The sequence below is a fragment of the Ruegeria lacuscaerulensis genome, from assembly GCF_013033355.1.
Taxonomy (GTDB): domain Bacteria; phylum Pseudomonadota; class Alphaproteobacteria; order Rhodobacterales; family Rhodobacteraceae; genus Ruegeria; species Ruegeria lacuscaerulensis_A.
Genome location: NZ_WQDY01000005.1, coordinates 253,478 through 277,215 on the forward strand (window position 1 = coordinate 253,478; position 23,738 = coordinate 277,215).

General features: G+C 55.2%; 27 protein-coding genes and 1 tRNA gene. 17 read left to right on the forward strand and 11 right to left on the reverse strand.

All coding sequences use genetic code 11. The features are described from left to right. Positions 1 to 52: 52 nt before the first annotated feature. The 4 genes from GOW48_RS11790 to GOW48_RS11805 all read left to right on the forward strand — a co-directional run bounded on the left by GOW48_RS11790 (position 53) and on the right by GOW48_RS11805 (position 1,705). Positions 53 to 412: a RidA family protein gene (locus GOW48_RS11790; protein ID WP_170753888.1), complete on the forward strand. Its 360-nt coding sequence runs from the start codon at positions 53 to 55 to the stop codon at positions 410 to 412. Between the two features lie 79 nt (positions 413 to 491). Continuing rightward, the gene (locus GOW48_RS11795) at positions 492 to 875 is read left to right on the forward strand and encodes an NADH:ubiquinone oxidoreductase subunit NDUFA12 (protein ID WP_170355019.1); all 384 of its coding nucleotides are present in this window, start codon (positions 492 to 494) and stop codon (positions 873 to 875) included. A 12-nt stretch (positions 876 to 887) separates the two neighbouring features. After that, positions 888 to 1,337: an outer membrane lipid asymmetry maintenance protein MlaD gene (mlaD, locus tag GOW48_RS11800; RefSeq protein WP_170753891.1), complete on the forward strand. Its 450-nt coding sequence runs from the start codon at positions 888 to 890 to the stop codon at positions 1,335 to 1,337. After that, positions 1,337 to 1,705, forward strand: a complete 369-nt coding sequence (locus tag GOW48_RS11805) for a DUF2155 domain-containing protein (protein ID WP_170753893.1) — start codon at positions 1,337 to 1,339, stop codon at positions 1,703 to 1,705. The genes mlaD and GOW48_RS11805 overlap by 1 nt, the downstream gene beginning before the upstream one ends. Here GOW48_RS11805 and aat read toward each other — a convergent pair. From aat to GOW48_RS11825, 4 genes are all read right to left on the reverse strand, one after another. Then, a complete protein-coding gene (gene aat, locus GOW48_RS11810; RefSeq protein WP_170753895.1) occupies positions 1,660 to 2,292 on the reverse strand; it encodes a leucyl/phenylalanyl-tRNA--protein transferase in 633 nt (210 codons plus the stop codon). The two genes, GOW48_RS11805 and aat, sit on opposite strands and share 46 nt — an antisense overlap. Positions 2,293 to 2,340: 48 nt before the next feature. Next, positions 2,341 to 3,690 (reverse strand): acetyl-CoA carboxylase biotin carboxylase subunit, encoded by a 1,350-nt coding sequence (gene accC, locus GOW48_RS11815; protein WP_170753898.1) that lies wholly within the window; start codon positions 3,688 to 3,690, stop codon positions 2,341 to 2,343. 9 nt (positions 3,691 to 3,699) lie between these two features. Further along, on the reverse strand, positions 3,700 to 4,197 hold the full coding sequence (gene accB / locus GOW48_RS11820; protein ID WP_170355024.1) for an acetyl-CoA carboxylase biotin carboxyl carrier protein: 498 nt from the start codon (positions 4,195 to 4,197) through the stop codon (positions 3,700 to 3,702). Positions 4,198 to 4,347: 150 nt separating this feature from the next. Next, complete coding sequence (locus GOW48_RS11825) at positions 4,348 to 4,884, reverse strand: LuxR C-terminal-related transcriptional regulator (protein WP_170355025.1); 537 nt, start codon at positions 4,882 to 4,884, stop codon at positions 4,348 to 4,350. A gap of 206 nt (positions 4,885 to 5,090) precedes the next feature. On the opposite strand from GOW48_RS11825, the gene GOW48_RS11830 reads away from it, so the two are divergent. The 5 genes from GOW48_RS11830 (at position 5,091) to GOW48_RS11850 (ending at position 10,976) form a co-directional block, all read left to right on the forward strand. Next, positions 5,091 to 6,386 (forward strand): helix-turn-helix domain-containing protein, encoded by a 1,296-nt coding sequence (locus GOW48_RS11830; protein WP_170753900.1) that lies wholly within the window; start codon positions 5,091 to 5,093, stop codon positions 6,384 to 6,386. A 78-nt stretch (positions 6,387 to 6,464) separates the two neighbouring features. Then, positions 6,465 to 6,845 (forward strand): response regulator transcription factor, encoded by a 381-nt coding sequence (locus tag GOW48_RS11835; RefSeq protein WP_170355027.1) that lies wholly within the window; start codon positions 6,465 to 6,467, stop codon positions 6,843 to 6,845. Beyond that, a complete protein-coding gene (locus GOW48_RS11840; RefSeq protein WP_170355028.1) occupies positions 6,842 to 7,144 on the forward strand; it encodes a hypothetical protein in 303 nt (100 codons plus the stop codon). Before GOW48_RS11835 ends, GOW48_RS11840 begins: the two co-directional genes overlap by 4 nt. After that, positions 7,144 to 9,822 (forward strand): ATP-binding protein, encoded by a 2,679-nt coding sequence (locus GOW48_RS11845; RefSeq protein WP_170753902.1) that lies wholly within the window; start codon positions 7,144 to 7,146, stop codon positions 9,820 to 9,822. The genes GOW48_RS11840 and GOW48_RS11845 overlap by 1 nt, the downstream gene beginning before the upstream one ends. A 77-nt stretch (positions 9,823 to 9,899) precedes the next feature. Beyond that, on the forward strand, positions 9,900 to 10,976 hold the full coding sequence (locus tag GOW48_RS11850; RefSeq protein ID WP_170753905.1) for a FliM/FliN family flagellar motor C-terminal domain-containing protein: 1,077 nt from the start codon (positions 9,900 to 9,902) through the stop codon (positions 10,974 to 10,976). Positions 10,977 to 10,982: 6 nt separating this feature from the next. Here the strand turns inward: GOW48_RS11850 and GOW48_RS11855 are convergent, their stop codons facing one another. From GOW48_RS11855 to GOW48_RS11870, 4 genes are read right to left on the reverse strand one after another with little or no spacing between them, the layout of a single operon-like run. Further along, on the reverse strand, positions 10,983 to 11,414 hold the full coding sequence (locus GOW48_RS11855) for a protein tyrosine phosphatase family protein (RefSeq protein ID WP_170753907.1): 432 nt from the start codon (positions 11,412 to 11,414) through the stop codon (positions 10,983 to 10,985). A 9-nt stretch (positions 11,415 to 11,423) separates the two neighbouring features. Continuing rightward, entirely contained in the window at positions 11,424 to 11,855 is a 432-nt protein-coding gene (locus tag GOW48_RS11860) for a DUF6691 family protein (protein WP_170753910.1), read from the reverse strand. Further along, positions 11,855 to 12,277 carry a YeeE/YedE family protein gene (locus GOW48_RS11865; protein WP_170753912.1) on the reverse strand — a complete coding sequence of 141 codons (423 nt, stop codon included), beginning with the start codon at positions 12,275 to 12,277 and terminating at the stop codon, positions 11,855 to 11,857. Before GOW48_RS11865 ends, GOW48_RS11860 begins: the two co-directional genes overlap by 1 nt. A gap of 19 nt (positions 12,278 to 12,296) precedes the next feature. Beyond that, a complete protein-coding gene (locus GOW48_RS11870; protein ID WP_170355034.1) occupies positions 12,297 to 13,160 on the reverse strand; it encodes an MBL fold metallo-hydrolase in 864 nt (287 codons plus the stop codon). Positions 13,161 to 13,406: 246 nt separating this feature from the next. Here GOW48_RS11870 and GOW48_RS11875 point away from each other — a divergent pair, with 246 nt between their 5' ends. After that, positions 13,407 to 13,622, forward strand: coding sequence for a hypothetical protein (locus tag GOW48_RS11875; protein WP_170355035.1), 216 nt, complete (start codon positions 13,407 to 13,409; stop codon positions 13,620 to 13,622). A 9-nt stretch (positions 13,623 to 13,631) separates the two neighbouring features. Here GOW48_RS11875 and GOW48_RS11880 read toward each other — a convergent pair whose 3' ends face one another. Next, a complete protein-coding gene (locus GOW48_RS11880) occupies positions 13,632 to 13,850 on the reverse strand; it encodes a hypothetical protein (protein ID WP_170355036.1) in 219 nt (72 codons plus the stop codon). 162 nt (positions 13,851 to 14,012) lie between these two features. Between GOW48_RS11880 and GOW48_RS11885 the strand changes: the two genes are divergently transcribed. Continuing rightward, entirely contained in the window at positions 14,013 to 14,282 is a 270-nt protein-coding gene (locus GOW48_RS11885) for a DUF2312 domain-containing protein (RefSeq protein ID WP_170355037.1), read from the forward strand. Between the two features lie 127 nt (positions 14,283 to 14,409). Here GOW48_RS11885 and GOW48_RS11890 read toward each other — a convergent pair whose 3' ends face one another. Further along, complete coding sequence (locus tag GOW48_RS11890; RefSeq protein ID WP_170753914.1) at positions 14,410 to 15,285, reverse strand: hypothetical protein; 876 nt, start codon at positions 15,283 to 15,285, stop codon at positions 14,410 to 14,412. 184 nt (positions 15,286 to 15,469) lie between these two features. Between GOW48_RS11890 and GOW48_RS11895 the strand changes: the two genes are divergently transcribed. From GOW48_RS11895 to GOW48_RS11920, 6 genes are all read left to right on the forward strand, one after another. Further along, positions 15,470 to 15,545 (forward strand) — tRNA-Thr (locus GOW48_RS11895). A 164-nt stretch (positions 15,546 to 15,709) separates the two neighbouring features. Next, positions 15,710 to 16,915: a tyrosine-type recombinase/integrase gene (locus tag GOW48_RS11900; RefSeq protein WP_108861800.1), complete on the forward strand. Its 1,206-nt coding sequence runs from the start codon at positions 15,710 to 15,712 to the stop codon at positions 16,913 to 16,915. A 94-nt stretch (positions 16,916 to 17,009) separates the two neighbouring features. After that, positions 17,010 to 17,927: a hypothetical protein gene (locus GOW48_RS11905; protein ID WP_170756467.1), complete on the forward strand. Its 918-nt coding sequence runs from the start codon at positions 17,010 to 17,012 to the stop codon at positions 17,925 to 17,927. A 116-nt stretch (positions 17,928 to 18,043) separates the two neighbouring features. After that, a complete protein-coding gene (locus GOW48_RS11910) occupies positions 18,044 to 18,244 on the forward strand; it encodes a helix-turn-helix transcriptional regulator (protein WP_170753919.1) in 201 nt (66 codons plus the stop codon). A gap of 60 nt (positions 18,245 to 18,304) precedes the next feature. Continuing rightward, positions 18,305 to 18,721, forward strand: coding sequence for a helix-turn-helix transcriptional regulator (locus GOW48_RS11915; protein ID WP_170753921.1), 417 nt, complete (start codon positions 18,305 to 18,307; stop codon positions 18,719 to 18,721). Beyond that, the gene (locus tag GOW48_RS11920) at positions 18,718 to 20,331 is read left to right on the forward strand and encodes a tyrosine-type recombinase/integrase (protein WP_170753924.1); all 1,614 of its coding nucleotides are present in this window, start codon (positions 18,718 to 18,720) and stop codon (positions 20,329 to 20,331) included. Before GOW48_RS11915 ends, GOW48_RS11920 begins: the two co-directional genes overlap by 4 nt. A 360-nt stretch (positions 20,332 to 20,691) precedes the next feature. Here the strand turns inward: GOW48_RS11920 and GOW48_RS11925 are convergent, their stop codons facing one another. Continuing rightward, positions 20,692 to 23,736: an efflux RND transporter permease subunit gene (locus GOW48_RS11925; protein ID WP_170753926.1), complete on the reverse strand. Its 3,045-nt coding sequence runs from the start codon at positions 23,734 to 23,736 to the stop codon at positions 20,692 to 20,694. Positions 23,737 to 23,738 lie beyond the last annotated feature (2 nt).

Below are 23,738 nucleotides of genomic sequence, written 5' to 3' on the forward strand. Positions count from 1 at the left end.
TCTGATCCATGCGGCGCGGTTCTCCGCGCCGTTTTCTTATGAGGATACTGAAATGATCAAGCGCATCTCATCAGGTGGCGAATTTGAACCTAAGCTAGGGTATTGCCGCGCCGTGGTTGCCGGAGGTTGGGTGCACGTCTCTGGTACTGTCGGGCAGGGTGATACCGTGGTTGAGCAGTGCCGTTCGGCACTGACGGTGATTGAAAAGGCACTGACCGAAGCTGGTGCAGGCTTTTCAGACGTCGTTCGTGTAACTTACATGTTACCCGACAAGGCTGAGTTTGAGCCATGCTGGCCAATTTTGAGCGAGACATTTGGTGCGAATCCTCCGGCCGCAACAATGATCGAATGCGATTTGATCGACCCGAAATACCGAATTGAAATAGAAGTGACCGCGTATTTGCCGGAATAGGGGGTGCGGTCCTTGTGACACTGGACCTTGGCGCGCCTTTGGTCCATATCTGCGGAAACAGAATTGCCGGAGGCAGCCCATGGGGATCCTGAACAGTCTTTTGCGAGCCGTGACCTGGTGGAACGGGGCCACTCTGAACACGCAGATTTACACTGCGCGCAAGGGTGAAAAGGTCGGCGAGGACAACCAGGGCAATGTGTTCTACCGCAATGCGGATGACAGCAAGCGCTGGGTCATTTTCAATGGCGAAGCCGAGGCGAGCCGTGTCGATCCTGACTGGCATGGTTGGCTGCACCGTACATGGGACGAGCCCCCGACTGACAAACCATTGCCGCACAAATCGTGGGAAAAACCACATCAGGAAAACCTGACCGGTTCGGCGCTTGCCTATACTCCTGCAGGGTCCCTGCGTCGCCCGGACCCGATTGAACGTTCCGATTACGAGGCTTGGAGCCCCGAATAAACGAGGCAAATTATGTCGAGCTACAATGTTTCCGAAGTCCTGGTTGGCGGCGCCGTGTTGGCCTGTGCCGTTGCTTTTGGGGTCTATGCCAGCCAGTCCACCGGCCTGTCGCAAGGTGGTACGGGTTATGAACTGGGCGCATCTTTCCGGTCGCTTGAAGGCGTCGGTGTTGGAACAGATGTGCGATTGGCCGGGGTCAAGATCGGTACTGTAACGGACGTAACGCTCAACTCCGAAACCTACCGGGCGGATACGACGTTTTCGATCTCGGACGGTATTCTGGTTCCGGATGACAGCGCGATTGTAATTTCGTCCGAGGGATTGTTGGGCGGTAACTTCGTTGAAGTGATGCCGGGCGGCTCGCCTTTCTATTTCGAGCCTGGGGATCAGGTCACTGATACCCAGGGCGCGGTCAGTCTGATTTCGCTTCTGGTCAAGTTTGTCGCCGGGGATGGCAGCTAATGCGGCGTCTCGCCATTGTGCTTGCCATGCTGGCCGCCACGGGCGCATCGGCGCAGCAAAAAGTCCAGTCGGGGCCGGGTGCGATGCTGCGTGGGTTGGACAAGGTCAGCGGCCAAACCGTTGACGTCGAGATGCGGAACGGTGAAACACAGCCCGTTTTTGGTCTGGACGTCGCGTTGGGCGATTGCCGCTATCCGGCCGAGAACCCGACAGGTGATGCTTTTGCCTATCTCACGATTTGGGAAAATGGCAAGACTGACCAACTGTTTGACGGTTGGATGATCGCCACGTCACCGGCGCTGAATGCACTGGACCATTCGCGCTACGACGTTTGGGTTATTCGTTGTATAACGCCATCCGGCGATTGAGTTAAGTCGGCGGTAAAATCCGCGCTGGCGCTGATCGCCTTTTCCAGTTCTTGCCGATATTGCGTGCGGGGTATTTCTATCGCACCCAAAGAGGCCAGATGCGCTGTCAGAAATTGGGTGTCGAACAGATGAAATCCTGTTCTGCGAAGCCTGTCTGTCAGATAGGCCAATGCGATCTTTGACGCATCCGTTCGTCGCGAAAACATGCTTTCGCCGAAAAACGCGGCCCCAAGGCAAACGCCATAGACGCCGCCTATCAGGGCCGATTCCTCCCACACTTCCAGCGAGTGTGCATGGCCCGTTTGATGTAGGTGTTGGTACAGGTTGCGCAACTCGTCATTGATCCACGTGTCGGCGCGGTCGGCGCAGCCATCGACGACCCCAGCGAAGTCCCGGTTGATCGTGATGGAGAACCCGCTGTTGCGTATGCGCCGCGCCAAACTGCGGGAAATGTGGAATCCGTCCAGCGGGAACACACCGCGAAATTTGGGGTCGACCCAGAACAGCTCGGGGTCATCGCGATGCTCAGCCATCGGGAAAATGCCGATGGAGTAGCCGTGCAGTAAGAGGTCGGGGGTCAGGCTCATACTGGAATCTCAAAGGGCGAAAGGTAAAAACCCTTCGCCCTTAGTATGTTAGTCTGCCATGTTCTCGGCAAGCCACTTTTCCAGCCAATGGATGTTGTAGTCACCGCTGTGAAGATCAGGCTCTTGCAGCAGGGCGTGAAACAGAGGCACGGTCGTGTCGATACCATCCACGATCAGCTCGCCCAAGGCACGTTCCAGTCGCGCCAGCGCCTCGGCCCGGTCGCGACCCTGTACGATCAGCTTGGCAATAAGTGAGTCGTAATAGGGCGGGATCGAGTATCCGTCATATAGCGCCGAATCCATCCGCACGCCCAGACCGCCGGGCGCGTGATAGGCCGTGATCTTGCCGGGGCAGGGCGAGAAGTTGGGCAATTTTTCCGCGTTGATCCGAACTTCGATGGCGTGGCCGTTGATTTCCAGATCGTCCTGGCCGAAGGACATCGGCAGACCCGAAGCGACGCGGATTTGTTCGCGCACCAGATCGACGCCGAAGATGCCTTCGGTCACCGGGTGTTCCACCTGCAGACGGGTGTTCATTTCGATGAAATAGAACTCGCCGTTTTCATACAGGAACTCGATGGTGCCCGCGCCGATATAGTTGATCTTGGCGACTGCATCGGCACAAATCTTGCCGATCTTTGCGCGTTCTTCGGGGGTGATGCAGGGGCCGGGGGCCTCTTCGAACACCTTCTGATGGCGACGTTGCAGCGAGCAGTCGCGCTCACCCAGATGAACGGCTTTGCCTTTACCGTCGCCAAAGACCTGAATTTCGATATGGCGCGGCGTGGTGAGGTATTTCTCGATATAGACCTCGTCATTGCCAAAGGCGGCTTTGCCTTCGGCGCGAGCGGTCATGAAGGCGCTTTCCATCTCATCCGCCGTCTGTGCGACTTTCATGCCGCGCCCACCACCACCGGCAGTGGCCTTGATAATGACGGGATAGCCGAATTCTTCACCAATGCGCTTGGCGTCTTCCAGCGTCGGAACGCCGCCGTCGGAGCCGGGAACACAAGGAACACCAAGGGCTTTCATCGTGTCCTTGGCGGTGATCTTGTCACCCATCACGCGAATATGTTCAGCGGTGGGGCCGATGAAGGTGATGCCGTGGTCTTCGACGATCTGCACGAACTCGGCATTCTCGGACAGAAAGCCATAGCCGGGGTGGATCGCCTGTGCGCCGGTGATCTCGCAGGCCGAGATGATGGCGGGCACGGACAGGTAGCTTTGCGGGCTGGGCGGAGGGCCGATGCACACCGATTCGTCCGCCATGCGCACATGCATCGCGTCACTGTCGGCTGTTGAATGCACGGCGACCGTTTTAATCCCCATCTCGCGCGCGGCGCGGATGACGCGCAGGGCGATCTCGCCTCGGTTGGCAATCAGGATTTTGTCGAACATGGGCCCGCCTTACTCAACGATGACCAGAGGGGTGCCGAATTCCACAGCGTCGCCGTCACCGACCAGAATACGCTTGATGGTGCCCGATTTGGGCGCGTGGATGTGGTTCATAGTTTTCATCGCTTCGACGATCAGCAACGTGTCGCCTTCTGACACCGATGCGCCGACCGAGATGAACGAAGGCGCGCCCGGTTCGGGCTGCATATAGACGGTGCCCACCATAGGCGAGGTCACAGCACCGGGATGGCTGGCCGGATCTTCCTGCGCTGCGGGGGCCTCGGGTGCAGCAGGGGCTGCTGCTGCAGGGGCTGCTACGGGTGCAGCAGCGGGAACGGCCATCTGAACCGGCGCGGCCGCAGCCTGGGTCATACGGCTGACGCGGACGTTCAGGCTGTCTTCTTCGCCATACTCGCGTTTGACCTGCAATTCGGTCAGGTCATTTTCTCGCAGCAGTTCAGCCAGAGCTTTGATGAATGCCACGTCCGCTTCGTGTTTGGTGTCTGTCATGAGTGTCCTCGACGGTTCCCCTTTGGCCCGTCTGTGCGTTGCGGGCTTTGGTCTGATTACGCAGCGTTATAAGCCAAGCGCACTGCCATGAAAAGCGCGTCTCGACCTGTCGCGGTGCGGTTTTGGTCGAGTAATTCAAGCAAAAAGTCGCTAAAGCGGCATTCCAGAGAGTTTCGCCACAAGTTCAGGTAGTTTTCGGGCGCCGAATTTCTCAAGCAGGCGAGCGCGGTAGGCTTCGATAGTGCGGTAACTCAGGCCCAGTTCGACGCCGATTTCCTTGGCGGATAAGCCGCGGCATGAAAGAATAGCAACCTCGCGTTCGCGCTGAGTTAGTTCGACCAGAGGGCGTTCCTCGGAGATGTCGGAAAAGCTCCAGATGCCGTGTCGGAACGGGTCGTCAGGGGTCAAGGATCGTCCACGCGCGCGGCACCAGAACAGATCGCCATTGCGTCGACGCATGACTCGTTCATCCGTGTAGTAGCCTGTGCCGCGCATCACCTGCAGGCTGCGCGCGCCGATCCTCTCCCAATCCGCGACTGATGGGTAAAGGTGCAGCAGCGGCATATTGCGGTACTCTGTTTCTTCCCCGCCAAACGTACGCGCGAATTGCAGGTTGCAGCGCCGGATGATCCGGTTCTCCAGCTCTACAAGGCCAATGGGGGCGTATTCGAACGCAGGGTCACTCATGCTTGCATCGTGCCGGGAATTGACACGGAATTGAAGGGGTTGGGCTCAGAAACTGACGTTTCGGGCGCGAGCGTGCGTTCTGTCAGAATTGTTAACTATGTAAATAGAGATTGAAAACTAGTCCTTAAGTAAAAGTATTTATTGAATAGTTCTGAAAATAGAAGGTAGGTTAGTCGCGGAATATGCCTTTGGGGAGGGGCCAAAACATGCGCGATACACTGACAGGTAGCCGAATTCGCGAGCGGCGTCTGATCGCGGGGTTGCGGCAGGCGGAATTGGCCCGAAAGGTCGGGATATCAGCGTCTTATTTGAACCTTATCGAGCATAATCGCCGAAGGATCGGGGGCAAGCTGCTTGTTGACATTGCATCGGCTCTTGCTGTCGAACCTTCGGTGCTGACGCAGGGGGTCGAAGCCACCTTGATCTCGGCATTGCGGGAAGCGGCGGCGGACGCAATCGGACAAAACGCTGAAATCGATGCGGTTGAGGAGTTCGCGGGGCGGTTCTCCGGTTGGGCAGGTGTGCTAGCACAGATGCATCGTCGCGTAGTCTCTCTGGAGCGCACAGTCGAAACGCTGTCGGACCGTCTAACCCATGATCCGCATCTTGCGGCTTCGATGCATGAGGTCTTGTCGACCGCCGCCGCCATTCGTTCGACCGCTGCAATTCTGGCTGAGACTCAGGAAATCGAGCCGGAATGGCAGGACCGTTTTCACCGCAACCTGCACCAGGATGCAGAACGGCTTGCAGACAGTTCGAAATCGTTGGTGACTTATCTGGACGATGCTGACTCGGCGGATGACCGACGCGGCGTACCACTGGAGGAGGCGGAGGCTTTTTTCGAGGCGCGCAGCCACCATTTTCCTGAAATCGAAAGCGGCGGCAGCAGTAGCGAAGTCGATCTTGAGGCGCTTGATTCCGCCGCGGTAAAAAGCGTGACCCGCGCGTTTCTGGATGTGTATGCACAGGATGCGCTGGCGATGCCGTTGGAGGCTGTAAAGGCTGCACTTAAAGGGTCTGAACCTGACCCGCTGCAGCTGTCGCGGCAGTTTTCGGTGGATATCGCGACCGTCTTGCGCCGGTTGGCTGCTTTGCCGCCGGGCGTTCTGTCGCGACCGACTGGGTTGGTGATATGTGATGCCTCAGGCAGTATTCTGTTCACCAAGGCGGTGCCGGGCTTTGCGATGCCACGCTTTGGCGAGGCGTGCCCGTTGTGGCCCTTGTTTCAGGCATTAAACAGACCTCTTGTGCCCATCCGAAAGCGGATTGTTCAGTTGGGGCGTTCAGCGGCCGAATTTGACTGTTTTGCCTATGCATGGCCGCAAGCGGCTTTAGGCTATGACGACGCACCAGTGTATCGTTCTGTGATGTTGGTGCGATCAGTGGATGAAGGCCCTCAGGATACGCAGAATGTGGCTCGTGTTGGCCCCAGCTGTCGCGTGTGTCCGAACGCTGAATGTGAATCTCGTCGTGAACCGTCAATTCTGAGCGAAGGTTTTTGACAGTTTCCTGACAGACGGCGTAAGCTGGCCTAGACAGGTTTACGGATGGGTAGCCCGTCACGGGGAGGAATACTACAAATGAGCCGTAAGGTTCTGTTAATTGAGGATGAGCCGAACATTGCCGAGGCTATTCGGTTTTTGCTGACGCGCGAGGGTTGGCAGGTTGAAACGCATGCCGAAGGATTGGACGCATTGCGGGTTATCCAAAGCGCCGACCCTGATCTGGTTATTCTGGATGTCATGTTGCCGGGCAAGAGCGGGATGGAAATCCTGCGCGACCTGCGCGAGCTTGAAGACTTGAAGACCTTGCCGGTTCTGATGCTGACCGCGCGCGGACAGCTGCGGGATCGCGAGATGGCCGAAAATGCCGGAGTCAGTCGTTTCATGACCAAACCGTTCTCGAATGCCGAGGTTTTGACCGCGGTGCGGGATTTGCATGCTCAGGCTACGCGGTCATGAGCATTAGCGAAGATCGACGGCCTCAGGGTGTTCGGCCTTCGCTGTTTTTGGAACGTCAAAGCTATCGCCGTCGCCGGCTGTCGGATGCCGCTCGCTTTTTGCCGATTCTAGGCGCCGCTTTGTTTGCCATCCCATTGCTGTGGCCGGGGTCTGATGAGGCAGGAGACGGCATTCGGCTATCGTCGGCCATTCTTTATATCTTCGTATGCTGGGCCGTTCTGATTGGCATCAGTTTGGTTTTTGGTTTTGCAGCCAGACGTATGGCCACTCAAGACGAAACCGATCAGAGACCAGACTGATGGCAACGCTGAACGTCCTGATTCTGGTGTGTTTGGGCTATGTTGTACTGTTGTTCGGCGTGGCCTTTGCGGCTGACAGGCTGGCAGCTGCAGGCCGTGGGGCGTGGCTGCGATCCCCCTTGTTCTATACGCTGTCGCTGTCGATCTACTGCACCGCCTGGACATTCTATGGCGCGGTCGGGAACGCTGCGCGATCGGGGTTGGAATTCGTGACGATCTACCTTGGTCCCACGCTGGTCATGATCAGCTGGTGGTGGGGCCTTCGCAAACTGGTAAGGGTGGGGCGCAGCCAGAGGGTGACCTCGATCGCAGACCTTATTTCTTCGCGCTACGGAAAATCCAACACCCTGGCGATTTGTGTGACCGTATTGGCCGTTCTGGGGGGCACGCCCTACATCGCCTTGCAGCTTCAGTCCATCACCCTGTCTTTCTCGATTTTCGCCGAGGCCGATCCGACAGGTCTTTATCGCGAAGGATCCAGTGTGTTTTGGGTCGCTGCTGGATTGGCAGTCTTCGCGATTCTGTTCGGAACACGGAACCTTGACGCCAATGAACGGCACCACGGGGTTGTGACCGCCATCGCGCTGGAGTCGGTGGTCAAGCTGTTTGCCCTTCTGGCTGTTGGAATCTTTGTGGTTTGGGGCGTCGCGGGCGGGCTTGGTCCTATGTTGGACCAGATCGATTCATCCGAAATCGGTCAATGGAACGTGGATGCGGGGCGCTGGACTACTTTTGTGTTTCTGTCGGCGGCATGTTTCGTCTGTTTGCCTCGGATGTTTCAGGTCATGGTGGTCGAAAATTCGGACGAGGCGCATCTGAGAACAGCCGCATGGGCGTTTCCTCTGTACCTGCTGCTGATGAGTTTGTTTGTCGTGCCCATCGCAGTTGTGGGGTTGGACCTTTTACCCGAAGGATCCAACCCTGACCTTTTCGTACTCACCGTGCCTCTGTCTCAAGGGAATGAGTGGCTGGCGATGCTCTCGTTCATCGGCGGGTTTTCGTCCGCTACATCCATGGTGATTGTCACTGCCATGGCGTTGTCGACTATGGTGTCGAACCATGTTGTCATGCCGATCTGGCTTAGCACGCAAGGGGGGGCAGGATCGGTCTCGGGGGATGTCCGGCATGTTGTTCTTATGGCGCGGCGGATATCCATTGCAGTCGTCATGGCGCTTGGGTTCTTTTACTACCGTTTGTCTGGTGGCGGCGCGGCACTGGCGTCTATTGGCTTTATAGCTTTTGCCGGAATTTCCCAGATTTTGCCTGCCCTTGTGGGTGGTTTATTCTGGCGCGGGGCGACCCGGACAGGGGCTCTTGTCGGGTTGACCGTTGGGTTTGTGTTGTGGATTTACACCTTGTTGCTGCCGGAGATGGGTGGCGGGTTCATGTCTGGTACCATCATTCAGAACGGTCCTTTCGGTTTGGAGTGGCTGCGTCCTCAGGCGCTGTTTGGGATCGAAGATATGGACCCGATCGTGCATTCGGTCATGTGGTCACTGTCTCTGAACACGGTGGCGTTCTGCGTGGCCTCGTTGCTTAGTTTTCCCAGCCCGCTGGAGCGCTTGCAGGGTGCGCAGTTCGTCAATGTGTTCGACCATTCCGTAGCGCCTCGCGGTTGGAGCGGCTTCGTGGCGCAGAGCGAAGATCTGATGATCATGACCCAGCGTATTCTGGGCGCGGGGCCGGCGCAGGATTTCTTTCAGGCCGAGTCGGAACGGCAAGGTGGACGTTCCAGTCTGCCAGAGCCGACACCTGCCTTTCTGGAACGGCTTGAGCGAGAGCTCAGCGGCTCTGTCGGCGCGGCGACGGCGCATGCGATGATCGGGCAGATTGTGGGCGGCTCGTCTGTCTCGGTCGAAGACCTGCTGGCTGTGGCCGATGAATCGGCGCAACTGTTGGAATACTCCAGCCAGTTGGAGACAAAGTCGGCCGAGCTGACCCGGACGGCGCGCCAGTTGCGGGATGCGAACACAAAACTGACTCAAATCTCTGAGCAAAAAGACAATTTTTTGGGCCAGGTCAGCCATGAATTGCGCACGCCCATGACCTCAATCCGGGCTTTTTCCGAAATCATGCGCGACACTGACGGATTAAGTCCCGAGGAACAGACGCGCTATGCTGCGATCATCCACGATGAGGCGCTTCGATTGACCCGCCTGTTGGATGATCTGCTGGACCTGAGCGTGCTGGAAAGTGGCAGGGTGAACCTGAACATGGGGGGCGATACGCTGCGCTCGGTTTTGGACCGGGCCGTCTCAAGCGCCCTGGCGGGATCAAGCAGTGGTATCGAGGTGCGGCGATCCAAGTCGGCCGAACGTATTCCGCTTCACACCGACTTGGATCGGTTGGGGCAAGTTTTTATCAACCTTATCTCGAATGCGCAGAAATACTGCGACGCGGATGAACCTGTTCTGACCATCTCGGCTCATGACGTTGGTGGGCAAGTGGTGGTTGATTTTGCCGATAACGGCAGCGGCATTCCTCCGGAAGCTCGTTCAATGGTGTTCGAGAAATTTGCCCGTGTGAGCGGTGAAAAGGCCGGAGGCGCGGGCCTCGGCCTGGCGATTTGCCGCGAGATCATGCAGCGGCTGGGGGGTGAGATCACCTATCTTCCCGGTCAGGGCGGCCCTGCGTTCCGGGTTCGCGTTCCATTGGCCTACCGTCAGGCCGCTCAGTAGTGGGCGCGTAAAGACATTCGTAACCTCAGCTGGGTTAGACCGGATGTCAGGCACAGGAACGAAGGGCGGTTTTGGGAATGACGCAACCGGTCGGCACGGCGTTGGCGCGCAAGCTCTCGGCAAGTCAGGAGGAGCGGGGTGACAAACCGCGCTCTGTTCTGCGGGCTCTGCGATTGGCATTCGCACGAGCGGCAGGGGATGTGATGAAGCTGCCCATGACGGTGATCGGCGCAAAACAATCATGTCGACCGGTGGATACATTGGCTGAAGTTGCCAAGGATGACTGGCTTTTCGTGCTGCTGGGAAATGGGGATGGTGTTTCAGCGGCCGTGTGCCTTGATCCTGGCGCAATGTCTGCAATCGTTCAGGTGCAGACATTTGGGCAGGTCATGTCGGACCCGCCTACCGCGCGCGTGTGCACGGATACGGATGCGGCTATGGTCGCACCTCTGATCGAAGAGGTACTGACCCGCGCGTCCCGTATCGTCGAATCCTCGAGCGATCAGGCGGGTTTGACGGGATATGAATACAAGGCGCGTTTGCCGGACAAGCGCACGCTGACACTGGCTATGGTCGAAGATATTTATGACGTATACGAACTGACGGTCGAGCTTGGCGGAGGAGTGCGACAGGGACAGATTTCCCTGTTTCTGCCGGATCGTCAAAAAGATGGTGACCTTGATGACCCCGACGAACAGGTCGCAGGCCCCAATCTCGAGCAGTCGTCGGGCGTATTGCGAGCGGAGCTGAACACGGTGATCTGCCGTATGTCGTTGCCCTTTGCGTCATTGTCTGGGTTATCGGAAGGTGATGTTCTTCCGCTGGTCGGGGCGCGTGTAGACAAGGCCGAAGTCTTGACGATTGACCGATCACGGGCTGCTGTGGGTCGCTTGGGCCAATGTGGCGGAATGCGCGCGGTGCGATTGAACGAACACGAAACTATACCCAGCCCGCTAAACGCGGCTGAGCATGAGTTTCTTGAAGCCCGGTCGCCAACGGCGCAGCCCAAATCCGAGCATGATCTTGAAACAGATATTGTTCCGATCACCCCAAAGGCACTGGAAACGATTGAGGATGAGTTGACCCTGGGCGACTCAGATCAGATTGCAGCCGAGATTTCAAAGCTTGCGGGGCTGGATGGCAAACCTGACTAATGCTGCCTAGTCGCTCACGCTGCGAAGTTGATCCAGCGCAGGTCTGAGGTTCTCAAGCGCGTAACCGGCCTTGGTGGTTGCATCCAGAATGTCATCCGTGCTCATCCGGTCACATTGCCCAAGGGCCCAGACAACCGAACAGCGCGTGCCCGAGGCGCAATAGGCCAGAACCGGGCCGCTGCAGCGTTCGGCAAGTTCGCGCTGAAGGGCGACGTTTTCCGGCGTCATCGTCTGGTGAGTCAGTTCCAGCACTTCGTATTCCATTCCAGCCGCGCGAACCGCCTGTCCAATCGCGTCAGATTGCAGGTCCATCGGAACTTCGCTGTTGGGTCGGTTGCAGATAACCCGAACAAAGCCTAAGTCAGCAATGGTCTGAACGTCCTCGACCGAAATTTGCGGCGAGACAGCGTAGCGGGGGGTAATTGGTCGAATCTCCATGACAATTGATTAGGCCGGGTTTGCGGCTCTGTCCAGTTGCGCCCCGACGACGGGTGCGGCGAACATCCCGGCAATCATGGCGATCAGGAACACCACTCCACCGATGCCACCATAGGTGACAGAGGCAATCGCTGGGCCGGGGCATAAGCCGGACAGACCCCATCCCATACCGAACATCACGGAACCTACGACCAGTCGACGATCCAGCTCGGGCCGGGACGCTTGCGGATACTTGCCCCCTGTCAATGGTTGACCGCGCGCGGCGATTTTCCAGGCGATCAACATCGGCAGGATCGCCCCGCCCATTACGAAGGCAAGCGTCGGGTCCCAGTTGCCGAACACATCCAGCCAGCCCTGCACCTTCGTTGTATCGGTCATACCCGAAATCAACAAACCCGCTCCGAACAGCGACCCAGCTAGCAAAGAGATCAGAACCCGCATCAAACCCATCCCAACATGTGTCGCAGCAGGTACAGAGTTACAGCACCTGAACCGATATAGATAAGCGTTGCCACGATACCGCGAAGCGAGAACCGCGATATACCGCAAACTCCGTGCCCCGAGGTGCAGCCATTCGCGATCCGCGTTCCGACACCAACCAGGACTCCTGCGATTATAACGACAGGCAGATTGCCGGTCAGATGAGTTTGCGGGGCAGGGGACATGAACAGCCACAGCACCAGGGGCATTCCGATCAGCCCCGCGACAAAAGCCAGCCGCTCGGCGGTGCGATCCGTGCTGTCGACCAGCCCCCCGAGAATTCCGCTGGCCCCCATTATGCGACCGTTCCCAAGCAGGTAAACTGCGGCGCCCAAGCCGATCAGTAGGCCCCCTGCCAATCCCCAAATCCACGCGACTTGCATTGTTCGCCCCCTTTCGGCGCTAAAGCTTGTTGATGGGAAGCTTCAGAAAAACATCACCTTTTTCGTCCGCAGGCGGCATCTGACCTGCACGCATGTTGACCTGCAGAGACGGCAGGATCAGGCGTGGCATACCAAGGGTCGCATCACGCGCGTCGCGCATCTCGACGAATTCCTCGACCGGTCGTCCCTGACCAATATGCACATTCAGAGCTTTTTGCTCGCCCACTGTTGTCTCCCACGCGTATTCGTCCCGACCGGGTGCTTTGTAGTCATGGCCGACGAACACTCGGGTTTCATCCGGCAGAGACAATATTTTTTGGATCGATGCATACAGCATCTCAGAAGACCCCCCAGGGAAATCACACCGCGCGGTGCCGAAATCCGGCATGAACAATGTGTCGCCGACAAACGCCGCGTCTCCAATCACATAGGTCAGGCAGGCGGGTGTATGGCCGGGTGTGTGCAACACATCTCCGCGCATCTGGCCAACGTGAAAGCTGTCACCTTCGCGGAACAAGGCATCAAATTGGCTGCCATCGCGCTGAAACTCGGTCCCTTCGTTGAAGATCTTGCCGAAGGTTTCCTGAATGGTCACGATTTGGTCGCCGATACCGATTTTGCCACCAAGTTCCTGCTGTAAATATGGAGCGGCCGAAAGGTGATCGGCGTGCACGTGGCTTTCCAAGATCCATTCTACTTTGAGGTCGTGCTTTCGGACGAAGTCTATGATCATGTCGGCCGAGTTGGTGTTTGTCCGCCCCGAGGCATGGTCGAAATCCAGAACGCTGTCGACGATCGCACAAGCTTGACCTTCGGGTTCCTGAACCAGGTAGGACACTGTGAATGTATCTGTATCAAAAAACGCTTTCACCTTAGGTGTCATTTTGCTCTCCGTACGTGCCTCAGTATTCATATATTAAATGCGGAATATAAGGCAATCAACAGTTCGTGACTTGATGTCTGTCAAGGCAGCTTAGGCTGGATTGGCATAGAATTTAAACAATCCGCAAAACCACGCGATGACCGGGCGCTTGGCAGGCGAGTTTTCGCCCGTGATCGGACTAAGATCGGCAAGTCTTAAAACGGTTACCTATATGAGGTTAATCAGACAGCATTTGGGAGGATGAACATGTCTACAAGCAATTTGTATTCCGAAGCTGAGCAGCTTGAAGCGAAGTTGCAGGGTGCCTGTCTTGAGACGCGGCTGGCTCTTCAACCCAGCGTGACCAAAATCATCGAGCGTATGCGTCAGCAAGGTGTCCACATCCCATCGCGGTTGCGGCGTTTGGATGCGGCGTTGTGCGAGGACGCAATGGAAGCGCGATTTGATAATCTGCCAGTCTAAGGCACATTCTCAACTGAACGAAATTCCAAGTATCACAAGCATCAGCCCGAGAACCGACAGGAAAAGCGAACCCAGGTTCCAAGGCAGAACGCCCTGAACAACGGCGCGCAACTCATCATCCGACAAACCGGACTTGCGCGCCTTCATCACCCGTAAAATGCACCAGACCAATCCCAGAAGGCCTGCGAGCGAGAGGGCAGCACCGCCCCATGTGATGATTTGAAACATGGTTCCCCACAAACGGTTCACTGATTTCTTCAGCGCTTATCGGATCGTACTGCGTCACACAAGCCTGACCATGGATTGTGCGCTTGCGGTAGGTGCAGAGGCAAGGTATCCCGCGAAAGCCGCTGTTACAGCATCAAACCGCAATCGCTGAGAGAGACGAAAATGGAAGATATGACCGAAGATCAGGCCACCGCCAACTATCGTGTGACAGCGGGTGAATTGCGCCAGTTCATTGAACGCTTCGAGCGATTGGACGCTGAGAAAAAAGACATTGCTGAGCAGCAAAAAGAGGTCATGGCCGAGGCCAAGGCGCGCGGCTACGACACCAAGGTCATGCGTAAGGTTATCGCTCTTCGCAAGCGTGACCAGGATGATATTGCCGAGGAAGAAGCTGTACTTGAAATGTACAAAGAAGCGCTGGGCATGAACTAAGTAATTCCGAGGCCCTTACAGCCTAATTTAGCGGGCGACAGGTCCCTATTTGACCGAAATTGTAGGGGCAGTAGAGGTGGCATCTCGATCATTGAGGTGCAAAGAATGCGTTTATCGATTTTCTTGTCTACGGTCGAAGAAAGCGGACGCCGGTTGTGGTCTCCAACCGGTCGATATCCTGTTCGTAAAGCTCTGAAAACGCGTCCACAATATCCGAATTCCAGCCAGCCAGGTCGAGTTCTTCTTCGATTTTGTCCGGATGCGCATTCTCTGTCAGAATCAGTGCAAGGGCGTCCGTGACCTCACCGCGAGTCAGGTTTGAATCTGGCTGCGTTAAATCTGCTGCCTTCTGCTTTCCTTCGTCCGTCAGCAAAGACAGAAGCAGATCGAATTCCTTGTTGATCGGAGTATCGTCCGGCAGATCCGCAATCGCGCGGATAATGTCGCCCCAAATGAACGGCGTGTCTTCGTTGCACCAAAGCGTTATTTTCACGTTGGGGGCAAGGTCGCGAATATCGTCAATCATACCGATCCAGCTGAGACAGCTCAGGTCAGTGTTGTCGATAACCGCCGCGCGTTCCGCTTCTGGCAATGACATTAACAACTTGGGGATAAAGCTCCCAAGGTTTTTTAGGGCCAAAAAGATCTCGACCTGATGGCCATGAAACGCGTGCTCGAGCAGGGCCATTCTTTCGCCCGCGCGAGGGTAAAGCTGCCCGTCCAAAAGAGTTGCTCCGCGATCACCAGCGAACTCGTTGCTCAGGAAGATCGCGCGTTGAGCGTTTTCGTCCGAGGGCAGCACATTTCGCAACCGATCCTCGCCTTTTGGGGTCAAAGAGCCCGAGTGCAACGCCTGAAACACCGGATTAAAAACTTGCCGAAATCTTCTGGGGCCAAAAAATCGGGTTCCTGTTTGGGACAGAGTTGTATTGTTGGTCTGTAAAGACGTGAGTAGCCGGCCTTCGTCGGTAAAAGCAGCACCGGCGTGGATGGCAACCTGCATCGTTGGTATACGTCCTTACGTCTTTGGCCTTGTCTGCCGGATTACAGTCTGAGCGTGGTACAGTCAAACCCGGGCTATTACAAAGCGCTCGCCCGATTGGACACGAAGAAATCGGACTTTCCTTAAGCAAGGATGAAATTTGAGGCTTGCAGTCCCTCGCCAGAGCCATTAATCGACACGCAATGCCCCTATAGCTCAGCTGGTAGAGCAACTGATTTGTAATCAGTAGGTCCGCGGTTCGAGTCCGTGTGGGGGCACCACTTTAACATCCAGTTGCGTTCGATTTTGACTGATAGTAGCTTGTAGTTGCAGGATTTCTACTTTCGGATTGTCCGATGTTGTCCTGCCACGTGCGCTGTAATCTGCCCCCAAATGGGGTACCAAATTGGGGTACGTGCCACACGGTGACTGGAAGGTACCCCCAATGCCTGTTTTGAGCGACGCACGGATTCGGGCTCTGAAACCTAGGGAGAAGCCCTACAAGCAGGCCGATTTTGACGGGCTTTATTTGCTGGTGAAGCCGAACGGTTCGAAACTCTGGCGCTTCAAGTATCGTTGGTTCCAAAAGGAAAAGCTGCTGGCGCTGGGCAAGTATCCAGAAGTGACACTGGCCGATGCGCGACGGAAACGGGACGACGCCCGCAGCCTGATCGCAAATGGCGAAGATCCTTCCAGCGTGCGCAAAGACAAAAAAGCCAGAGAAGAGGCAGAGAACAACGCTACCTTCTCCAAGTTGGCGGCAGAACTGCTGGAAAAGAAGCGCAGCGAAGGCCGTGCCGAAGCAACGCTGACAAAGACCGCCTGGTTTCACCGGCTACTTTCCGCAGACATCGGGAAAATGCCGATCACGCAAATAACAGCACGGGATATTCTGGTTCCGCTGCAGAAGATGGAAAAAAAGGGCAATCACGAAACCGCCGTACGGATGCGGTCTGCTGCCGGGGCCGTCTTTCGCTATGCCATCGCCCTGGGACTCGCGGATAACGATCCGACCTATGGTTTGAAGGATGCCCTGATCAGGCCCCAAGTACAGCACCGCGCGGCAATCACTGATCCGGCGCAGGTCGGTGCATTGCTCCGGGCTATCGACGGGTTTGCTGGTCAAAGAACTACGCGCCTCGCGTTGCAACTGCTCGCATTGACTGCCCTGCGCCCCGGAGAGTTGCGAATGGCGGAGTGGGATGAGATCGACGAGGCCAGAATGGCGTGGACCGTTCCGGCACATCGCGCCAAGATGCGGCGGCCTCACACAATACCGCTTTCCCGCCAAACCTTCGATCACTTGAAGGAACTGCGCGACCTGACGGGTTGGGGCAAGTTGCTCTTTCCATCGGTACGTTCATCCAAGCGCTGCATGAGCGACAATACTTTGAATGCCGCGCTGCGCCGCATGGGATACGAGAAGGACGAGATGACGGCGCATGGCTTTCGGGCAATGTTTTCCACACTGGCCAATGAGTCCGGCCGCTGGCATCCGGACGCCATTGAGCGAGCCCTCGCCCATGTGGAAAAGAACGAAATCCGCCGGGCATATGCACGCGGAACACACTGGGATGAGCGAGTTGATTTGACACAGTGGTGGGCAGATCAACTTGATAAGATGAAGAAGGAAAAACTGGGACATGATTGAATGTGAACAAGCCCCGGTAAAACCTACCGAACAATTGATCCAAGCTTGGGTCTATCAGAGCAGTTGGTCCCTCAAAGACGCGGTCCTACTTGCGTTGGGCATTTCGCCGGATGATGCCGGAGCCGCAAAGGAGCTGGATGACCACAGTGCGCTACTAACTAGAACGAAGCGGTCGGGTGAACGATTTGGCGCGCCTGTTTTTTGGCTTTGGTGGGCAGAGCGCAACAACCTACCGTTCCATGCAGATTGGTGGCTAGCCATCACACCGGAACGCCCGATCGTATTTGACGGTCAGCATTTTGCGCATCGAAGGAAGGAAATTCTTTCCCCTGAATACGCTGGGCAGGAACGGATTCTGATCGGGGAATGGATCCGAAAACCTTATTGGACAGCCCGCGAGGCAATCGATTTGTCGCTGAACTTTAAGCCATTCCGCACAGAAAGCTGGCGCGGTCACGCCCCGGAAACCGGAGAGACGATACGTGAGCGTGACGACAGGTTCCTGATATTGGAAAGGGCGTTAGAGATCGGGGAAATCAGTGAGAAGGCGCCTGCAAAGGACTATCTGCTTTGGCTGGCGAAAAGGGGGTATTATGTGTCCTTAGCGTGGCGGCGTGTCGTGGGGATGCCGCCTCACGATGGCCAGCATCCGGATACCGTTGCCGAGAATGCGGAAATCATCGCGGAGAACGAAAAACTTCGAGATATGCTGCGAGCGAAAGATGAGCGCCTGTCTGCTTTGGAAGCAAAGCTTGAGGCCTCTTCCTCCCCCGAAAACAGCCGGGCGCAAAAGTCTGCAAGCACTACACGGATCGCAACGCTTCAAAAAGCCCTCATTGCATGCGCAGTGGACGGTCACAGTTATACGCCCATCCAAAAACGCTCTGACGTGCCGAAGCAGATTGCGGACAAAGCTGCTGAACTTGGCTGCGGGGTGGATCAGCAAACGGTTCGTAGGCTTCTAAAGGAGGCAAGTGAATTGCACGTCAACAGCAACTATTGGAGCGACTGAACCCTTAAAAATATAATTCACATCGTGGATCCACGATCGGACTTCGTGGATAATCGCTGCACAAGACCGGACCTCGTCAGCCTTGGACCATCTGTAACAAACATAGATGGACTACGATGCAATTTGACGATCTTCCCAACGAAGCGCTGCTGCGCGAAAAGCAGATCCTGCACCCTCACGGTCCCGTGCCTGTATCCCGTTCGACGTGGTGGGCAGGCGTCCGTGCTGGGCGCTTCCCTCAGCCTGTACGTCTCGGGCCTCGCACAACAGCTTGGCGTGTTGGTGATATCCGCGAACTCTTGCGGGAGGGCGCTTAATGCACCAGCTCCCGAACCTTTCTCTTTCCCATAACTGGGCATCTCTGAATGGGGGTGCCGATGGCTAAATTCAGCTACAATTCTGCTATAGGGGATCTGTTCGCAGATCCCTCTACTGCCGGTTCGCAACCGCCTGCGTATGACACCAATCAAGGCGGGGTTCAGACTCAAGTTCAGCTTCATTCCAATCCGCCCGCTCTGACGCCAGTGCAGGTTGCTGCATTGGAGGCGATAGAAGCTGAAAACCTCGGCGAAGACGAACGCTATCTCAAAGACGTTGAAGTGGCTAAACGCTTCGGTATCGCTCGCCAAACAGTTTGGAAACGCGTGGAGCTTGGTGTTCTACCGGCACCGATCAAGCTGCCTCCAAACAGCAGTCGCTGGCGCCTATCCAGCCTGCTCGCATTTGAGAAAAAACTGGCTGAAGCATCACACCAAACCAAGAAGAAAAGTCGCAAGTCAGGGCGCAAAATATGACACGGGCCCACTACAAGGTGAAGGTCTGCCAAGACCAAGTCTATTCGGTAGATGAACTGTGTAAAATCTACAATGTTCGCCGCAATGCCATCACCGACTGGATGAAATCCGGCCTGCGGAAATCAGACGATCTGCGTCCTTTTATTTTTCGTGGGGCTGAGCTGCAACGCTACCACAATGGCCAGAAGCGCAAACCGCTCGCTAAACTGAAACAGGGTGAGTTCAATTGTTTGAGCTGCGGCAGCGCATGTTATCCCGCTCCACAGTCGATCTCGCTGATGACAACCTCCAGTCATAGGTACATGGCGGTGGGCGTCTGCGCTACCTGCGATGCCCAGGTAACAAAGTTACTGAAAGCGTCAGAATACGACAGAATAGAAAAATGCCTTATGTCGGGTACCAGCCTGGCTCTGATAGACGAAAGTAATTGTGAGATCCCAGCTGATACCGGGAATAAACCCCGCTTTCGCGAGACGGTTTGGTACCCGACAAACGATCGGATCGTGCATGAGTGGCAAATCTATGCTGGGCGCTTTGAGACTTCGACCAAACGCGCCCATCTGCGGAGCATCCGCATGCTGGAGGTTTTCCTAGGAGGCAAAGCCTTCGACAAGGTCACGCCAAAGGACGCCGCAGACTTTCGTGATCATTTGGTTAATCTTGGCCAAACGCTCAAAGAGCATGGTGGTTTGAGTAATTCTACCATCCGGCACCACGCGTCGCAGGTTCGCCAGTTCTTCGAATGGCTCCGGCTTCAGGACGGCTACAAGCGTTTGAGTCAAAACATCCCACTCTATCTGGAGCTTCCAAAGGCGGTACACGCCAAAACCCTGCCGCGTGATGATCGCGACTATCTGACGATCGAGCAGGCGGAAAAGATGTTGGAGAAGATGCCTGATCGCACGATTGCGGAGCGCCGTGATCGCGCCATGGTGGCTTGTGCTTATGCCAGTGGGTTACGCGCCGCAGCGCTCACTACGCTGAGACTGAAACATATTGACCTTTGTAAAGGGGAGCTGGTTCAGGACGCCTTAGAAATGCGCGCAAAGAATGGGAAGAGCTTTCGCAGTGTTTTCTTCCCGCGTACTGAAGCCTTCCAAGAGGTTTTCGTAAGCTGGCTTTCGGAGCTAATGGTAATGGGCTTCACCCAAGACGACGCTGTCTTCCCTGAGCTTGCACATCTGAAACAACGAGGATCAGAGATCAGCCCCGTACCCCCGATGAAATCCTCCTCAGCCGTGAGCTGCGCCTTTGATCTCGCCACCTCCCAGATCGGACGCAAATGCACACCGCACTCTGTTCGTGATACGCTCAAGGCGCTTGGGGATGAGCTTTGCACCTCTCCCAAAGACCGTAAAGCCTGGTCCCTAAATCTTGGCCATACGAACGAAAAAATCACTGAAATCTACTATGGAAAAATGTCGGACCATCAACGTCGCAGCATTATCGAGGGGCTTTCTACTGGTGGTTTGCTAACCGCCAAGGAAAACGCGATGGTGCTCGACTTCTATGAAAGCCGCTTCGAACGGGGCAGTGACGAGTACAACATGGCAAAACGTTTGGCCGAAAGGCGTGCGGCTGCCCGCGATGGAGATGAGGTGCTGGAGTAGGGGGCATTTACCGCGCTGAACACGAGCGGCGGAGATGCGCAGAAGGTAGACTTCGGAAATCTACGAGAACAGCGCAAAAAATTTCTTTCACCAAACGCCGAACATGCTGAGACGGGGTTAGGCAAACTTACCGCTCACAATGTTCCAAAAGAATCTCTGTGAGGAACTAAGAATCCTTCAGGATTGCGTAATAAATTAGGTTCCGCACTTTTAGTCGGGGTTTTCTGCAGGTTTGGAAAGGTCGTGCGAATTGAAGGTGGGATCCAAATCAGTTCGTACATGCAAAAGGACGCACTTAAAGCCCGGAACATGCCGAAAGCGCAAGGTGTTTGGCAGAGGTGGGGATTTTTAGGTTAGTGATTAAGCCGCTGTTTCGTCCTCATTTATTCTAAAAAAAATTGAGTACAGAGTCGGCACCACTATCAGCGTAAGAACGGTTGCAAAACTCAAACCGCAGATGATCACCACTGCGAGTGACTCGAAAAACGGATCCCACAGCAAAGGCATTACTCCAAGTACAGTAGTAAGTACTCCCAATGACACTGGGCGGACGCGTAGAACGGCTGAGTCAACAACAGCCAGCAATCGAGGTTTTCCACCGGCAATCTGAGTATCGGTTTCGTCAATAAGGACGATAGCGTTTTTGATTAACATCCCTGTTAGAGACAAAATACCCAGTATTGCCATAAATTCGAGTGGCGTTCTGGTTGCCGCGAGCCCCCAGACGACTCCAATGAGAGCCAGAGGTACTGTCAACCATATGATCAGTGGTTGTCGGACTGCGTTAAATAAGAAGAAAACTACGACAATCATCGCTCCGAACCCAAGCGGCATAGTCGAAGCTAAACCGTCGTTCGCACTTTGCGAGTCCCCGTACTCACCTCTCCATTCAAGAGAATACCCACTTGGCAATTTTATTGCCTCTACAAGTGGTCGGACTTGAGCGAAAAGGTCGCCTGAGAGTACTTCTGGTGCGTTATCGGCTTGTGCGGTGATTGCAAGCTTTCGGTCGATGCGCCTAAGGTTCCCAGCTTCGAAAACAAGGTCAAATCGGTCTACAACTTGGGATATTGGAATATACCCTCCGGCTACATCGCTATAAACTTGGATGTTTTTTAGGTCACTGATATTGCTTCGGGCTGCTTCGAACGGGCGCATAACTATGTCCAATAAGTTGTCGCCTTCGCGATAAATCCCTATCGGCGCCCCTACTTGATGCCAGTAAACTGCCCTGGAAATTTCCGCTTGGGTGAGACCGAGCCTGCGGGCGTTTTCCGTGTCAATAACTGGTCGAATTACCGGCTTTTGTTCGCGCCAGTCGTCTTTTATCGCGATGGCTCCATTTTCAGCGAATATCAGTTTTGCCTGTTCGGCGAGTTCCCGAAGCACAACGGGATCGGGTCCAGAAAATTCAGCTTCGACTTTCGATCCACCACCGGGGCCCAGTACAAACTTCCAAACTTTTGCATATGAGTCAGCGTAGTTTTGGTCAATCCATGACTGAATTTCAGGCTGTAACGCATCGATCTGCCGGTAATCCTCTACGTCCACCAAAATTTGACCATAGGCGGGGTTCTGGTCTTCACTGTCGTATACCAACATGAAGCGTAAATGCCCGCTGCCCACGGACAGATTAGTAGAGTTGACACCTGGCAGAGTTAAGAGATGCGCTTCAATCTCTCGCATGTCCTGACTGGTTTGTTCAATGTCGGTTCCCTCTGGCAAAAAGTAATCCACAACAAATTGCGCCCTAGTGCTGTTGGGAAAGAAGCCCGGCGGTACCAGCGCAAACCCTGCGATCGCAGAGAGAAAGAGCGCAACAACAAGCCCCACAGTCAGGTACCGGAACCGGATCGCATACGCGAGGAGAGCACGATAGGCACGGAGAATTGCATTCTCTGCAGGCGGTTTTTCCGAGGTTGGTTTCAGCAGCAGAGTGCAAAAATAAGGCGTGAGCCAAATCGCTACCAACCACGAAAAAAGCAACGAGATAGAAATGGTCCAGAAGAGGCTTCCGGCGTATTCTCCAGTGTTGTCCGGTGAAAAGCCAATTGGGGAAAACGCCAAAAGTCCTACAACTGTTCCTCCGAGCAGCGGCCATTTGGTTTGATTTACGACAGAGATAGCAGCGTCGCTGGTGGCTTCGCCGCGTTGAACTCGGACCAACGTACCTTCGACAACGACAATAGCGTTATCAACCAGCATGCCGAGCGCAATGATCAGCGCGCCTAGTGAAATCCTTTGCATGTCGAGCCCCAGGAGCTGCATGCCGGCAAGCGTGCCTGCGACTGTGACCAACAGAATACCTCCCATGAGTATTCCGGATCTTAACCCCATAAAAATTAGCAATATGCCTACAACGATGATGAGCGCCAGAACCACGTTCATGACAAAGTCGTTGATCGATTCTTTTACCGAAGCAGACTGATCAGAGATTGGCGAAATCTGGATTCCGATTGGCCTTAGGTTCTCCAGCTCGTTTATCCGTTGCTTCACGGCTTCGCCCATGTTCACAACGTTTCCGCCCAGGCTATTCGATATTCCAATTCCAATTGCAGGCTGACCGTCCCGAAAAAGTAGGGGGCTTGCGGGTTCAACGTAACCGCGCGACACGGTTGCGATATCTGAAAGTCGAAATGATGCACCACTACTCGGCACAGAAACGACTAGGTCTTTGATAGCGTCAATTGAGGCTACTGCCGCCGACGGACGTATCTCTATTCGTCGCGAGTTGGACTTTATGGAACCCGCGGGCGCTACGAGGTTTTGTCCCTCCAGAACTTGCCCAATTTGCTGCGGTGATATTCCAAGTTCTATTAACCTTGCTGGTGCATACTCTACAAAGATTGCTTCATTCTGTTCACCACTTAAGACCACCTTGGAAACACCGCTGACGGCAACCAACTCCCTCTGGAGCTCCTTCGCGTACTCGTGGAGCTCGGCTATTGAATAGCCATCGCCAACAATCGCAAAATATAAGGCATACACATCGCCGAAATCATCGTAGACCTGAGATTGGAGCGCGTTCGGCGGCAGGCTTGTTTGAGCGTCAAGAATCTTTGCGCGCAATTGGGCAAATCTTGCATGGAGTGACGGAAAATCAGGTGTCGTGGGGATTGTAAACTCGACCGTCACAGTGCTGAGTCCGGGTGATGAAACTGACTTCACCTCTTTTACCCCGGAGAGCTCTTGTAGAGCATTCTCAATAACCTCAGTGACTTCTTCGGCGACTTCTTCTGCAGTGGCACCCGGATAAGGTGTTATGACCTGAGCTTGCCTTATTATGAACTCAGGATCTTCGAAACGAGGAAGAGTTAAGTATGCAAAATAGCCAGCCACCAAAATGAGAATAGTCACCAACGCGGAAATTAGACGCTTCTCAATTGCAAACCTTGCGAGATCCATTT